At 73.3% G+C, this 12,618-nt stretch carries 14 protein-coding genes; 6 read left to right on the top strand and 8 right to left on the bottom strand.

The genetic code is table 11. The features are described 5' to 3' along the window. Positions 1-47 precede the first annotated feature (47 nt). Positions 48-833, top strand: coding sequence for a Crp/Fnr family transcriptional regulator (locus tag Q392_RS14795; protein ID WP_245610721.1), 786 nt, complete (start codon positions 48-50; stop codon positions 831-833). Here the strand turns inward: Q392_RS14795 and Q392_RS14790 are convergent. From Q392_RS14790 to Q392_RS14780, 3 genes are read right to left on the bottom strand one after another with little or no spacing between them, the layout of a single operon-like run. Then, positions 830-1,246, bottom strand: a complete 417-nt coding sequence (locus tag Q392_RS14790) for a YeeE/YedE family protein (RefSeq protein ID WP_038209144.1) — start codon at positions 1,244-1,246, stop codon at positions 830-832. The genes Q392_RS14795 and Q392_RS14790 overlap by 4 nt on opposite strands. Positions 1,247-1,262: 16 nt before the next feature. Next, positions 1,263-1,694, bottom strand: coding sequence for a YeeE/YedE family protein (locus Q392_RS14785; RefSeq protein ID WP_038209141.1), 432 nt, complete (start codon positions 1,692-1,694; stop codon positions 1,263-1,265). Next, on the bottom strand, positions 1,691-2,020 hold the full coding sequence (locus Q392_RS14780; protein WP_038209138.1) for an ArsR/SmtB family transcription factor: 330 nt from the start codon (positions 2,018-2,020) through the stop codon (positions 1,691-1,693). Before Q392_RS14780 ends, Q392_RS14785 begins: the two co-directional genes overlap by 4 nt. A gap of 60 nt (positions 2,021-2,080) precedes the next feature. On the opposite strand from Q392_RS14780, the gene Q392_RS14775 reads away from it, so the two are divergent. Beyond that, positions 2,081-2,968 carry an MBL fold metallo-hydrolase gene (locus Q392_RS14775; protein ID WP_038209122.1) on the top strand — a complete coding sequence of 296 codons (888 nt, stop codon included), beginning with the start codon at positions 2,081-2,083 and terminating at the stop codon, positions 2,966-2,968. Positions 2,969-2,971: 3 nt separating this feature from the next. Here the strand turns inward: Q392_RS14775 and Q392_RS14770 are convergent, their stop codons facing one another. Further along, complete coding sequence (locus Q392_RS14770; protein ID WP_038209119.1) at positions 2,972-3,292, bottom strand: hypothetical protein; 321 nt, start codon at positions 3,290-3,292, stop codon at positions 2,972-2,974. Positions 3,293-3,408: 116 nt separating this feature from the next. After that, on the bottom strand, positions 3,409-4,335 hold the full coding sequence (gene ppk2 / locus Q392_RS14765) for a polyphosphate kinase 2 (RefSeq protein WP_038209116.1): 927 nt from the start codon (positions 4,333-4,335) through the stop codon (positions 3,409-3,411). Between the two features lie 103 nt (positions 4,336-4,438). Between ppk2 and Q392_RS14760 the strand changes: the two genes are divergently transcribed. Then, entirely contained in the window at positions 4,439-5,284 is an 846-nt protein-coding gene (locus Q392_RS14760; protein ID WP_038209248.1) for an NAD-dependent protein deacetylase, read from the top strand. A gap of 14 nt (positions 5,285-5,298) precedes the next feature. Here Q392_RS14760 and Q392_RS14755 read toward each other — a convergent pair whose 3' ends face one another. Beyond that, positions 5,299-6,201, bottom strand: a complete 903-nt coding sequence (locus Q392_RS14755) for a LysR family transcriptional regulator (RefSeq protein ID WP_038209113.1) — start codon at positions 6,199-6,201, stop codon at positions 5,299-5,301. 118 nt (positions 6,202-6,319) lie between these two features. On the opposite strand from Q392_RS14755, the gene Q392_RS14750 reads away from it, so the two are divergent. Together Q392_RS14750 and Q392_RS14745 are read left to right on the top strand one after the other, a co-directional pair. Then, on the top strand, positions 6,320-7,297 hold the full coding sequence (locus Q392_RS14750) for a Bug family tripartite tricarboxylate transporter substrate binding protein (protein ID WP_038209099.1): 978 nt from the start codon (positions 6,320-6,322) through the stop codon (positions 7,295-7,297). Positions 7,298-7,300: 3 nt separating this feature from the next. Then, positions 7,301-8,581, top strand: coding sequence for an FAD-dependent oxidoreductase (locus tag Q392_RS14745; protein WP_038209096.1), 1,281 nt, complete (start codon positions 7,301-7,303; stop codon positions 8,579-8,581). Between the two features lie 175 nt (positions 8,582-8,756). Here Q392_RS14745 and Q392_RS14740 read toward each other — a convergent pair whose 3' ends face one another. Continuing rightward, entirely contained in the window at positions 8,757-10,535 is a 1,779-nt protein-coding gene (locus Q392_RS14740) for an acyclic terpene utilization AtuA family protein (RefSeq protein WP_038209093.1), read from the bottom strand. Between the two features lie 4 nt (positions 10,536-10,539). Further along, complete coding sequence (locus tag Q392_RS14735) at positions 10,540-11,529, bottom strand: Bug family tripartite tricarboxylate transporter substrate binding protein (protein WP_051953496.1); 990 nt, start codon at positions 11,527-11,529, stop codon at positions 10,540-10,542. Positions 11,530-11,594: 65 nt separating this feature from the next. Here Q392_RS14735 and Q392_RS14730 point away from each other — a divergent pair, with 65 nt between their 5' ends. Further along, the gene (locus tag Q392_RS14730; protein ID WP_038209091.1) at positions 11,595-12,614 is read left to right on the top strand and encodes a LysR family transcriptional regulator; all 1,020 of its coding nucleotides are present in this window, start codon (positions 11,595-11,597) and stop codon (positions 12,612-12,614) included. The last annotated feature ends 4 nt before the right edge of the window (positions 12,615-12,618 follow it).

The raw sequence follows: 12,618 nt of genomic DNA, 5'->3' as shown, positions 1-12,618 counted from the left end.
TGAGCGGGCCTTCGTACGATAGAAACGAGGGCGTCCGGAATCTGTCAATGCGCCGACAGATCCGGCCACGACCCGCCTGCCGGCATCCGCACCCCTTCCTTCCCATGCCCTCGCGCAAGCGCCCCGTCCGTGCAGCCGGCGACGACGCGCTGATGGCGCGCGCACTGCAGTGGAACGAGCTGTTCTCGCACTGGCCGGACGCGCAGCGCGAGGAGCTGCTCAAGTCGGCGCGGATGGAGCGGTACCGGCGGCGCACGCAGGTGCTCTCGCACGACCGCCACCGGCGCGAGCTGCTGGTGGTGGTGTCGGGCTGCCTGGAGATCAGCAGCGTGAGCGACCTCGGGCGCAAGTACGTCAACGCCCTGCTGGGGCCCGGGCAGGTGGCGCCGGTGGTGCGCCTGCTGGAGGACGTGCCGCTGGCCTACGACTACCACGCCCACGAGGACTCCGTCATCATCCACCTGCCCAGCGACGCGGTGATCGCCGTGCTGGACGCCATGCCCATCCTCTGGCGCGACGTCGCGCGGCTGGGCCTGCGGCGCCAGCGGATGAGCGTGGCGATGCTGCAGGCGCAGACGCTCGGATCGATCCGCCGCCGCGTGGCCGCGACGCTGGCGGGCCTGGTGGAGATCTACGGCCTGCAGCAGCAGGAAGGCGTGGACCTGCGCGTGCGCCTGTCGCAGCACGACCTGGCCGCGATGCTCGGCCTGTCGCGCCAGACCATCAACAAGGAGCTGGGCGCGCTGGTGGACGAGGGGCTCATCGAGCTGAGCTACAAGCGCATGGTGGTGCGCGACCCGGCCGCGTTGCGCCGCATCGGCGCCGAGGGCTAGGGCCTGCGCCGCTGCGCGGCCTCGAACAGCAGCATGCCCGCCGCCATCGCGGCGACGAAGAGCAGGGCGGGGCGCAGCCCCATGCCCAGTGCCACCAGCGCCGGCCCCGGGCAGAAGCCGGCCAGGCCCCAGCCGGCGCCGAAGAGCAGGCTGCCGGCGAGCAGCCGCCGGTCGATGCGGCGCGCTACGGGCAGGTGCAGCGGTGCGCCGCACAGCGCGGCGCCGCGCCGGCGCACCCACGCGAAGGCCGGCAGCGCCACGCCGACCGCGCCCGCCATGACGAAGGCCAGCGACGGGTCCCAGCGGCCGGCCAGGTCGAGGAAGCCGAGCACCTTGCCCGGGTCGGCCATGCCCGAGAGCAGCAGGCCGAGGCCGAACAGCAGGCCGGCCAGCAGGGAGACGATCACGCGCATCGTTGCCGTTCCCATGTCAGGCCAGCACGTGGCGGGCGACGAACACCGTGGCGAAGCCCGCCGCCATGAAGGCCAGCGTGGCGGCGAGCGAGCGCGGCGACAGCCGCGCCAGCCCGCACACGCCGTGGCCGCTGGTGCAGCCGCCGCCCAGGCGGGTGCCCAGGCCCACCAGCAGGCCCGCCAGCACCAGCACGCCGCCGCCGGCCTCGATGCGCGGCACAGGCAGCGCGGTGGCCAGCGCGAAGAGCCATGGCGATGCGAACAGGCCGGCGACGAAGGCCAGCCGCCAGGCCCACTCGCCGCGCAGCGGCCGCAGCAGCCCGCCCAGGATGCCGCTGATGCCGGCCACCCGGCCGCAGCCGAGCAGCAGCACCGCGGCGGCCAGGCCGATGAGCGCGCCGCCGGCGAGCGAGCGCCACGGCGTGAAGTGCGTCCAGTCGAGGGTCATGCGTCGTCGTCCTTCGGGCAATACAGGGAATGCAGCAGCGCCACCACCTGCATCAGCGAGGGGTCGGCGAGCCGGTAGAAGATGTTCTTGCCCTCGCGCCGCGTGGCGACCACGCCTTCGGCGCGCAGCACGCCCAGCTGCTGCGACAGGGTGGGCTGGCGGATGCCGAGCAGCCCTTCCAGCTCGCTGACGCAGGCCTCGCCCTGCGAGAGCTGGCACAGCAGCAGGAGCCGGTCCTCGTTGGCCAGCAGTTTCAGTACGGCGACGGCACGGCCCGCGGCCTGGTGCAGCGCGGCCGGATCGACGGCATGGACGGTTGCTTTCATGACATTCAGTCTGTTTTCAAATATTATATAAAAACATAGATTGATAGGTGCATCACGACCATGGACACGCCAGCCGCCGCCATCCGGGCCTTCCACGACACGGCCACCGGGACCGTCTCCTACGTGGTGTGGGACCGCGCCACCCGCCGAGCCGCCGCCATCGACCCGGTGCTCGACTTCGACGCCGCCTCCGGCCGCACCGCCACGCGCTCGGTCGAGCGCCTGCTGGCCTGCCTGCGCGAGGAGGGGCTGGCGCTGGACTGGATCCTCGAGACGCACGCGCATGCCGACCACCTGTCGGGCGCGCGCCACCTGCAAACGCAGGCCGGCGGGCGCATCGCCATCGGCGAGCACATCCGCGAGGTGCAGGCCGGCTTCGCGCGGCTGTTCAACATGCGCGGGTCGCAGGCGCCCGGCGCCGAGGCCTTCGACCGCCTGCTGCGCGACGGCGAGACCATCGAACTCGGCGGCCTGCGCATCGAGGCGCTATGGGTGCCGGGCCACACGCCGGCGGACATGGCCTACCGCATCGGCGACGACGTGTTCGTGGGCGACACGCTGTTCATGCCCGACCTGGGCACGGCGCGGGCCGACTTCCCCGGCGGCGACGCGCACCGCCTGTACCGCTCGATCCGCCGGCTGCTCGACCTGCCGCCGCACACGGCGATCCACGTCTGCCACGACTACCCGCCGCCTTCGCGCGGACCGCAGTGGCGCAGCACGGTGGCCGAGCAGCGGGCGCGCAACATCCACGTGCACGACGGCGTGGACGAGGCGGCCTTCGTCGCCCTGCGCACGGCGCGCGACGCCACGCTGGGCGCGCCGGCGCTGATCCTTCCTTCGCTGCAGATCAACATCCACGGCGGGCGGCTGCCCGCGGCGGAGGACAACGGCATCGCCTACCTGCGCATCCCGGTCGATGCGTTGGGCGCGGCGGCGCCTGGCTGAGCGTCAGGCCGGGTCCAGCCGCAGCACCCGGCCGCCGCCGGTGACGGTGCACACGGCCTGGGCGCGGTCGTGGCCGCTGGTGATCTGCACTTCGTAGCCGCCCTGGCGGACGGGGCGCGAGCCGCCCAGCACGATGGTCTGCCAGGGCCGGCCGAAGGCCTTGGCGCCGGCGCCGATGCAGGCCATGTTGGCCTCGGCCGGCGCGGCGCCGCGCTGGCCCGGCACCACGGCGGCGGCCATCGGCGAAGCGCCGAAGCCGCTGCCGGCGTCGCAGGCCGCGAGCAGGCCGGCGGCCAGCACGGTAAGCAGGCGTCGCAGCGTCATGGCGGCACGATGCCATCGGCGCCGCGCGGCGCGTGTTCGTGACAACCCTCGCGCGTGACTTGCACGCCACACATCCCTTGCGTAGGGCCGCGCTGCGCGGCTGTGCGGTGCGGACTTCAGTATTGCTCCGGCACGTACATGTCGGCGGGCACCGGGTGGCGGGCGTAGTCGGGCCGGCGCTCGCGCTCGGGCAGCACGATGGCGGGGCGCTCGACCTCGCTGTAGTCGAACTGCGCCAGCAGGTGCGCGATGCAGTTCAGGCGCGCCTTCTTCTTGTCCACCGCCTGCACGATCCACCACGGCGCCTCGGGGATGTGGGTGCGCTCCAGCATCGTCTCCTTGGCGGCGGTGTAGTCTTCCCAGCGGCGGCGGCTTTCCAGGTCCATCGGGCTGAGCTTCCACTGCTTGAGCGGGTCGTGGATGCGGCCGAGGAAGCGCAGGTGCTGCTCCTCGTCGGTGATGGAGAACCAGTACTTGATGAGCTTGATGCCCGAGCGCACCAGCATGCGCTCGAACTCCGGCACGGAGCGGAAGAACTCCTCCACCTCGTCCTCGGTGCAGAAGCCCATCACCCGCTCGACGCCGGCGCGGTTGTACCAGCTGCGGTCGAAGATCACGATCTCGCCGCCGGCCGGCAGGTGCGCCGCGTAGCGCTGGAAGTACCACTGCGTGCGCTCGCGGTCGTTCGGCGCGGGCAGGGCGACCACGCGGCAGTGGCGCGGGTTCAGGCGCTGCGTCACGCGCTTGATGGCGCCGCCCTTGCCGGCCGCGTCGCGGCCCTCGAAGATGATCACGACCTTCTGCTTCGTCTGCGCCACCCAGTCCTGCAGCTTGACCAGCTCGCGCTGCAGCGCGAACAGGCTGCGGAAGTAGTGCAGCCGCTCGCTGGCGGACCGGCCCTCCTGCGGCCGGCCCTCGAGCGCGGCCAGCGCCTCGTCGGGCGTGCGGTCCTCGATCTCCAGCTCCAGTTCCTCGTCGTAGCCGTCGATCAGGTCGCGGCGGATGCGCTCGACCAGCTCGTCCTGGCCGCTGAATGCGTTCATGGTGACTCCGGGTACATGTTCCCGGATCATCGCCGCCGCGCATGACACCGCGGTGACGCCATGCGCGCGGATGGCTGTCAGCCGGCGCCGTATGCTGCGGGCCATGTCCACGCCCTTCGACGCCCTGACCGACTTCGCGCTGCGCCACCCGCGCCTGGTGGTGCTCACCGGGGCGGGGGTGAGCACCGAGTCCGGCATCCCCGACTACCGCGACGCCAACGGCGACTGGAAGCGCAGCCCGCCGGTGGACTTCCGGGCCTTCATGGGCAGCGAGGCGGTGCGGCGGCGCTACTGGGCGCGCAGCCTGGTCGGCTGGCGGGTGATGGGGCGGGCGCACCCCGGCGCGGCCCATCGGGCGCTGGCGCAGCTCGAACAGGCCGGCCGCGTCGCGCTGGTGCTGACGCAGAACGTGGACGGCCTGCACCATGCCGCAGGCAGCCGCCGCGTGCTGGACCTGCACGGCCGCATCGACACGGTGCGTTGCATGGCCTGCGAGGCCCGCCTGCCGCGCGCCGTGCTGCAGGACGAGCTGCTCGCCCTCAACCCCGACTGGGCGGCGCTGGAGGCCGGCATCGCGCCCGACGGCGACGCGGACCTGGAAGGGCACGCCTTCGACGCCTTCCGCGTGCCGGCCTGCGCCGCCTGCGGCGGGCTGCTCAAGCCGGACGTGGTGTTCTTCGGCGAAAGCGTGCCGCGCGAACGCGTCGAGGCCGGCATGGCGGCGGTCCGCGGCTGCGACGCGGTGCTGGTGGCCGGCTCCTCCCTGATGGTGTATTCGGGCTTTCGCTTCGTGCAGGCCGCGGCGGCTGCGGGCCGGCCGGTGGCGGCCGTCAACCTGGGGCGCACGCGGGCCGACGAGCTGCTGGCGCTGAAGGTGCAGGCGCCCTGCGGCGAGGCGCTGGAAGCGCTGGCGCGGGCCGTGCAGCGCACCGTGCCCGCCGCCGCCTGAGCCCTGCGTGCCGCTCAGGCCCGGCCGGCCGGGGCCACGGCCCGCAGCGCTCGCTCCACCTCCTGCTGAAAGGCCAGCGCCAGGCCGGACTGCGGCTCGTGCGCGTGCCGCACGACGAAGACGCGATGGGAGGGGCTCGCGCGCAGGGGGCGGCAGGCCAGCCGGTCGCTGTTCCAGGCGCGCGCGCTGAGTTCGTCCACGACCGCGACGCCGGCGCCGCAGGCCGCGAGTGCGCAGGCCACCTGGCCCGAGCGGACCTCGATCCGGGCGCTGCGGGACAGCTCGTCGTCCTGCCAGTGCTGCGCGATCAGCTTGCCCTGGGGCGTGTCGGGGCTGAAGGCGATCAGGCGCTCGTCCTTCAGTTGCCGCAGCGAGATGCTGCGCCGCGCGGCCAGCGGGTGGTCGGGCCTGAACACGCAGGCCAGCGACCAGCGGCCGACCACTTGCCCCGTCAGCAGCGGGTGGTCGATCGGCAGGGTGGACACGGCCACGTCCGCCTCGTGGCGGGTGAGCTGGCCCACCATCTCGCGCACCAGTTGCGTCTCCATGTAGATGCGCGCCGTCGGGAAGCGCAGCGCCAGTTGCGAGACGGCGCGCGGCACGACCTCCAGCGCCGTGCTGGGGCTGGCGAGCACGCGCAGCGCGAGGCCGCTGCCCGCCTTGAGGTCGTGCGCCCGCTGCTCGATGCGCTGCACGCCCTGGTAGACGCGCTCGACCTCGGCATGCAGCGCCCGCGCCTCGGGCGTGGGGCGCAGCCTGCCGTGGCTGCGCTCGAACAGCCTCAGCCCCAGCTGCAGCTCGATGTGCCCCAGCATGCGGCTGACGCCCGGCTGTGACACGTGCAGCAGGCGCGCGGCGTCGGTGACGGAGCCCGCCTGCATGACGGCGCGGAATACCTCGATCTGCCTCAGGTTCATGGCGTGCTCCGGGACGGGATAACGTGATGTTATGAGATGGCCGAGGATTGGTATTTGATGCTATGGGCGGCGGAAGGGATCATCCGCACCTGATCGACACCAGGAGACACACGAGGTGATGAACTCTTCCGCTCTTTCCCGCCGGGCCGTGCTGGCCGGGCTGGCGGCCGCCGCGTTCGCGGGCCGCGCCGCCGCGGCCGCGCCGTGGCCGTCCCGCTCCGTGCGCATCATCGTGCCCTTCGCGCCCGGCGGCGGGGCCGACTCCTCCGCCCGCGTCCTGGCCGACCTGTTCGCGCCCGGGCTGGGGCAGGGCGTGATCGTGGAGAACAAGCCGGGCGCGGGCAGCGTCATCGGCGTCACCGCCGCGGCGCAGGCGCGCGACGGCCACACGCTGCTGATGGCCAGCAACAGCATGCTCATCAACGCGTCGCTGAACCCGCAGGCCGGCTACGACCCGGTGCGCGACTTCGACGCCATCGGCATGGTCTCGGCGCAGCCGCTGGTGCTGGTGGTGCCGGCCGGCTCCGAGGCCAAATCGCTCAAGGACCTGATCGCGCTGGCGAAGCGCAAGCCGGGCATGGCGGCGGGCAACAGCGGCAACGGCTCGCTGGCGCACCTGACCTCCGAGATCTTCGCCGGGCAGGCCGGCGTGCAGATCACGCCGGTGGCCTACAAGGGCGAGAGCGCGCTGCTGCCGGAGATGATCAGCGGCCTGGTGGACTTCGGCTTCCTCAACCTGCCCAGCGTGGCGCCGCACATCCAGTCCGGCCGCCTGCGCGCGCTGGCCGTGTCGTCGCCGCAGCCGGCGGCGGAACTGCCGGGCGTGCCGACGCTGCGCTCGCTGGGCTATCCGGCGCTCGAGGTGCAGGGCTGGGCGGCCCTGCTGGCGCCCAGGGACACCATCCCTGCGGACGGCCTGGCGAAGCTGGAGACCCTGCTCGGCCAGGCGCTGGCCTCCGACACGGTCAAGAGCCGCTTCGCCGCGCAGAACGTGGCGCCGTTCGTCATGAGCCGGCAGGCGACCGCGCGCTTCCTGCAGGACGAGACGGCCCGCTATGCGGCCGTGATCCGCGAGCGCGGCATCAAGGTGGGCTGATCGATGGCGCAGCCGATGCAGGCCGACGTGCTGGTGTGCGGCGGCGGGGTGGCCGGCGCGATGGCGGCCGTCGCGGCGGGCCGCCGCGGCGCGCGCGTGCTGCTGCTGGAGCGCTACGGCTTCCTCGGCGGCAACGCGACGGCCGGCGCGGTCGCGCAGTTCAACTCCTGGCAGACGGCCGGCGGGCGCCGGGTGGTGGCGGGGCTGGCGCAGGAGGTGGTCGAGCGGCTTCGCGCCTACGGCGCCGCCGCCGCGCACGAGGTCTTCGTCATGTCCACCGGGCACCGCATGGACCGCGTGGAATACGCGCCCGAGGTGCTCAAGCTGGTGCTGGACGACATGGCCACCGAGGCGGGCGTGCAACTGCTGCTGCACGCGAGCCTGCTGGACGTGGAGCGCGAAGGGCGCCGCATCGCGCGGGCGCGCGCGTTGACCAAGGGCGGCGTGGTGGAGATCCGGCCCTGCGTAGTGGTGGACGCCTCGGGCGACATGGACGCGATGCAGAAGGCGGGCGCGGCCTTCCTTGCCCTCGGCGACGACGAATCGCTGCAGCCGGCGACGATGATGTTCCGCTTCGGGCCGATCGACTTCGGGCGGCTGGACGCGCTGCCGCCCGCCGAGCTGGCCGCGCTGGCGCGGCGCGGCTACGAGGCGGGCGCCCTGGCGCGCGCGGCGCTGCACGTGGCGCGCGATCCGTTCTCGCAGGACGGCTGGTTCAACATCAGCCGCCTGGCCGTCGACGCGACCGATGCGCTGGCGCTGGGGCGCGCCGAGGTCGAGGGCCGCCGGCAGGCCTGGCGCGCCGCGCAGTACCTGCGCGAGCAGGTGCCGGGCTGCGATGCCGGGCGGCTGCTGGCCTTCGGCACGCAGGTGGGCGTGCGCGAGACGCGCCGGGTGCAGGGCGACCACGTGCTGACGGCCGGCGACCTGCTGGCGCCGGCCGCGTTCGAGGACGCGATCGCCGCGGGCGCGTACCCGATCGACATCCATCCGGCTGCGGGGGGCGAGCTGGAATACGCGGCGCTGGGCGACGACCACGCTTACCAGATCCCCTACCGCAGCCTCTGCCCGGCGGGCCTGGACAACGCGCTGGTGGCCGGCCGGGGCATCTCGGCGACCCACCAGGCGCTGGCCGCCGTGCGGGTCATGACGATTTCCATGGCGGTGGGGCAGGCCGCAGGGACTGCTGCAGCGATGGCGGCGGCCGGCGACGATGCCGCGCGCGGCGTGCAGGCGGGGGCGCTGCGCGCGGCCTTGAGCGAGGCCGGCGCGATCCTGGCCTGAGGCGTGCGCGGCTTCAGAAGCTGTGAATGAATCCGGCGTGGCCGAGCAGACCGTCCAAAGGTGCGCAATCGAGGCGCAAGGCGCAGCCATAGCTCGGGCTATGGCGAGCATTTGCAACGATGAGTGCGTGCCTTTGGGCGGGATGAGCGGGCATGTCGGGTTCGTTCACAGCTTCTCAGTCCGCGTGCACCGGCATCTCCAGCAGCATCTGCGCCAAACCCTTGCCCATCGGGTCGGGGCGCAGCGAGGTCGGGCCGCCGCCATCGAGCGACTGCAGCAGCAGGAAGTTCAGCGCGTGCAGGCCCGGCACCTCGTAGCGGAACACCGACCCCTTGACCAGGTGCGCCAGGTGGCGGCCGACGCGCTCCGGCGTCAGCTCGCGGCGCAGCAGCGGCAGGTCCTGCGGGCGCCGGGCGAGCACGGCGATGTTGGACGTGTCGCCCTTGTCGCCCGAGCGCGCGTGCGCCAGGGCGATCAGCGGCACCTGCCGGTCGGAGCGCGGCGTGGCGGCCGCCTCGCCGGCGGGCGCGGGTTCCGGTGACGTTGCGGCAGCCGCGGGGGCGGGCACCGGCACCTCTTCCACGCGCCCGTCCAGTTCGACGCGCGCCGGCGGCAGCCGATGCTTGTCCACCAGGCACGAGAACAGGCGGTACAGCGGCTCCACCGGCGCGCTGCTGTTGAGGTTCAGGGCGCTGCCGCTGGTGGTGCCCGGAGCGAACGAGACGCCGGCCGCACGCGCCTCGCGCGCCAGCAGCGCCAGCGCCGCCGCATCCGCGTGCAAGGCCGCGATGCGCACCACCGCCTCGCGCAGGCGGCCGTCGCGGGCGTGCGGGCCGTAGCCGTCCTCCGCGCCCAGCACGGTGACGCTCGCCTTCTCGAAGTCGTCCAGCCCCTGGGCCGCCAGCATGGCGCGCACCCGTGCCAGCAGCGCCTCGCCGGTGCGGCGCGCCTTCGGCACGGCGTCGATGCCGAAGACGGACAGCGAGGCGATGCAGCGGAAGCCCTGCTGGTAGGTGGCCGACACCTTGTACGCCGCCGGCGCCGGGCGGCCGCGCGCGCCTTCCACCCGGACGCGGTCGGGGCCCTCCTGGGTGACGCGGACCTGGCTGAAGTCGCAGACGACGTCGGGCAGCACATAGCTGCGCGGATCGCCCACCTCGTACAGGATCTGCTCGCCCACCGTGGCGGTGGTCAGCAGGCCGCCGCTGCCCTCGGGCTTGCCCACCACGAAGCGGCCGTCGGCCTCGCAGTCCACGAACGGGTAGCCGATGCGCTCCCAGCCGGGGACCGACGCCCAGTCGGTGAAGATGCCGCCGGTGGCCTGCGCGCCGCATTCGAGCACGTGGCCCGCCAGCGAACCGGCGGCCAGCGCGTCCAGGTCGTCCGCGCCCCAGCCGAACGCGTGCATCAGGATGCCCAGCGTGGCCGCGCTGTCGACGATGCGGCCCGTGACCACGATGTCCGCGCCCCTGTCCAGCGCGCGCGCGATGGGCGCCGCGCCGAGGTAGGCGTTGGCGCTGTCCAGCCCGTGCGGCATGGGCGCGCCGGTGTAGAAGTCCGCCGCGCCCTCGGCGGCCAGCTGCGGCATCAGGCCCAGGCAGTCGTCGCCCTCGACGAAGGCGACGCGCACGCGGCAGCCCAGCTCGCGCGCCAGCGCCTCGATCGCCTGCGCGCAGCCACGCGGGTTGAGGCCGCCGGCATTGGCCACCAGCCGGATGCCCCGCTGCACGCAGCGCGGCAGCACCGCGCGCAGCGCCACGTTGACGAAGTCGGCGGCATAGCCGGCGGCGGGATTCGACTTGCGCGCATGCGCGAAGCTCGACAGCGTCATCTCCGCCAGGTAGTCGAACACCAGGTACTCCATGCCCGGCACGTCGGCCAGTTGCTGCGGGCCGAGCACGCTGTCGCCGATGAAGGCGCAGGCGCCGCCGATGCGGACGGTCTTGCGTGCCATCGGCTCAGTCCAGCGAGATCCCGAGGGTGCGGATCAGGTCGACGTTGACCTTCTGCTCCTCGGCCAGGAAGCGTGCGAATCCGGCCGGCGTGCTGCCCACCGCCTCGGTGCTGATGGCGGCGAGCTTGGCGCGCAGGGCTGGGTCCTTCAGCACGGCGGACAGCTCGCCTGCCAGCCGCTCGACGATGGCCGGCGGCGTGTGCGCCGGCGCGAGCACGCCGGCCCAAGCATAGGCCACCAGCTCGGGGTGGCCGAGCTCCTTCATGCTGGGCACGTCCGGCAGCAGCGGCGAGCGGTCCTGGCCGGTCACCGCCAGCGCCTTGAGTTTGCCCGCCTGGATCTGCGGCCCCATGGCGGAGATGGCGTCGAACATGAAGCCGACCCGCCCGCTCACCAGGTCCGCGGCCGCATCGGCCGTGCCCTTGTACGGCACGTGCAGCACGGCCTTCATGCCCGTCGCGCGTGCCGTGCGCTCGCCCAGCAGGTGGGCGGCGGAGCCGACGCCGCTGCTGGCGAAGCTCAGCGGCGCCGCCGGGTCGCCGGCAGCATGGACCAAGTCGGCGAGCGAGGCCGTCCCGGGGCGCGCGGTCACCAGCACCAGCGAGGTGCGGGTCAGTTGCGAGACGGGCACCAGGTCGCCCGCGCGGTAGGGCAGGTTGCGGTACAGCGCGCCGTTGTTGGCGTAGGCGCCGATGACCACGCCCAGCGTATAGCCGTCCGCGGACGCCTTGGCGACGATGTCGGTGCCGAGGATGCTGTTGGCGCCGGGCTTGTTGTCGATCACCACCGGCTGGCCCAGCCGCGCCGACAGTTCCTTCATCACGTCGCGCGCGATGATGTCGGTGTTGCCGCCCGGCGGGTAGGGCACCACCACGCGGATCGGCCGCGAAGGGTAGCCCTGCTGGGCGAAGGCAGCGGCGGCGCTGCAGGCCAGGGCCAGGCCGATGGCCATGCGCCCGAGCCGGCGCCGCAGGGGTGTGCGGGCTTCGATCATCTCTCTTCGTCTCCTGGATGTGCCCGGGATTGTGAGGAGGCGCCGCGCGTACGGCCATGCCTATCATGGGCTTTTGCGATAACCAACTGGAATCGCCGCCGCGCCGGCCTCCCTTCTTCTTCTTCTTCTTTCTCCCTCAGATGCAGATCAAGGACGTGCAGTGGTTCTGCAAGGCGGTCGAGATGACGAGCCTGCACCGCGCCGCCGACGCGCTGGGCGTGACGCAGCCGGCGCTGACCAAGGCCGTGCGGCGGCTGGAGGCCGAGATCGGCGCGCGGCTGCTGGAGCGCACGCCGCGCGGCGTGGCGCCCACCTTCATGGGGCAGGCGCTGCTGAAACAGGGCCTGGCGCTGGGCCAGTGGGTGAACGACACGCAGGCCCTGCTGGGCGACCTCAAGCACGGCGCGGCGGGCGAGCTGCGCATCGGCGTGGTGCCGGCGCTGGTCGAGTCGGTGCTGACGCCGGTGCTGGCCGAGCTGCTGGACGAGGGACGGGGCATGCGCTTCCACGTCAGCGTGCAACTCAGCGACATGCTGCTGCGCCAACTGGAGGGCGGCGAGCTGGACTTCGCCATCGCCGCGATCCATCCGGATCGGCCCATGCCCGGCCTGTCCTGCATGGCGCTGGGCGCGCAGCGCTCGCAGGTGGTGGCGCGGCGCGGGCACGCCCTGTTCCGGCGCCGCTTCACGGTGCAGGACCTGGCGGCCCAGCCCTGGGCGCTGCCGCCGCCCAACATCGCGCTGCGCACCTGGGTCGACGCCATGTTCGCCGAGGCCGGCATCGGCGCTGTGCCCGCCTTCGTCTACACCGACGCCACGCCCGCGGTCTTCGCGCAGCTCGTGCGGCGCACGCCCATGCTGACCGTGATGACCGACGACTCGCTGGCCGCCGTGGGCGGGCAGGGGCTGGCGGCGCTGCCGGCGCCGGCACCGGTGTGGACGCTGCAGCTCGGCCTGTTCTGGCGCCGCAGCGCCTACTTCTCGGAGGCGATGGAGCGCCTGCGCGAGCGCATCGGCCGGGCCTTCGTGCAGCGCAAGCGGCTGCTGGCGGCCCATGCGAGGGTGGGGCCGGCGCGCCGCGGCTGACGCG

This window comes from Xenophilus azovorans DSM 13620 (genome assembly GCF_000745855.1).
Lineage (GTDB): Bacteria > Pseudomonadota > Gammaproteobacteria > Burkholderiales > Burkholderiaceae_C > Xenophilus > Xenophilus azovorans.
This window is presented reverse-complemented; position numbering and strand designations above follow the sequence as displayed.